This is a genomic window from Bacillus sp. AFS001701 (assembly GCF_002559405.1).
Taxonomy (GTDB): domain Bacteria; phylum Bacillota; class Bacilli; order Bacillales; family Bacillaceae_G; genus Gottfriedia.
Genome location: NZ_NTZO01000692.1, coordinates 1 through 1,318 on the forward strand (window position 1 = coordinate 1; position 1,318 = coordinate 1,318).

At 27.8% G+C, this 1,318-nt stretch carries 1 protein-coding gene; it reads right to left on the reverse strand.

The annotated features are described in order from the left end of the window. The coding region (locus CN514_RS24660) for a ComEC/Rec2 family competence protein (protein ID WP_353652096.1) at positions 1-1,302 on the reverse strand (1,302 nt) is incomplete at its 3' end. Positions 1,303-1,318: the final 16 nt, after the last annotated feature.

Consider the following 1,318-nt stretch of genomic DNA (forward strand, 5'->3'; position numbering starts at 1 on the left):
TATTAGCACGATATATATAAACAGAATTCCTTTTGAAGGATGTATAAAAATCAACTTAATAAACGGTAATTGCATGCAAATATTCAATAATTTATCTGACATGTTAATAAGGAATGATAACAGTAAAGTTACCATTTCGCTGATTTCTAAATTAATAAAACTTAAACCAAAACAAAAAATACATAGTGGCATTATAATAAAACTAATATAAGGAATGAAAAGTAAGTTCATTATTATACTGTATGGTGATAATTCGTGAAAATTAAAAAGTAATATAGGGATTGATGCTAATTGGGTAATACTCGATGTATAAAGAGCCCTTGCATACCAAAATCTGTAATTTAAAATTTGTTCAGAAGTTAAAACCAGTACAAAACTTGTTACAAAGGAAAATTGAAAACCAATATCATCAATATAATTTGGTTTTGCAAATAACATGATTATACAAGAAGTAAATAATAGAGAAGTAATATCAACTTTCATTTTTGCTAACTTGTAGAAGCAAACTAGAACACCAATAATAACTGCTCTGACAACTGATGCTGAAGCACCTGCTAGAAATCCGTACGACATAATACACAAAATCGTTATAAATAAGCTGCTTTCCTTTGTTACTCCAATTCTAATTAATAGAAAATAGATGCCAAGACTCAATAAACTAATATGCGAACCACTAATCGCAAGTAAATGCACAATTCCCACTATTTGATATTGAGATTCTGTCGTTGCATTCATTTTTGAACGTTCCCCAAATAGGAGAGCATTAATATAACCTTCTGTATTAGAATTAAAATTTACCTCTACATATTTCGTTAATGCATGTCGACTATAATTTATTGATTGAATGATGGTTCGTTTTCCATTTTCACAATTCCCTAAACTATTTGGATTAGCAGTAATCATCCAGTAAATCCCTTGATTTAATAAGTACTTTTTATAATTAAATAAGTATGGGTTCGAGCTTTCTAAAGGCAATGTAACCTCACCTTTTACTTCACATATTTCACCTATTTTTCTTTTTTGAAAAACTTTTAATTGTTCTTTTGTATTAGCAAAACTATTTAGTAAGATTTCTTGATTATGGAGTTTAAAAGTAAACGAAACCTTATTACCATCTATTATTGGAGTAGAAGTGATTTCACCACGAAAATTTTGCGAGGGCTTTGGTTTAGGGGAATTCATTTTATTGTTTTGTAGGTAACATATACTAGACGTAATAAATAGAGAAATAATACAAATTAATAAAAGGAGCCATTTTTTCTTTCCGACTAAAAAAATCATTAAAATGAATAATATTAATATAGAGAATAAATTATAA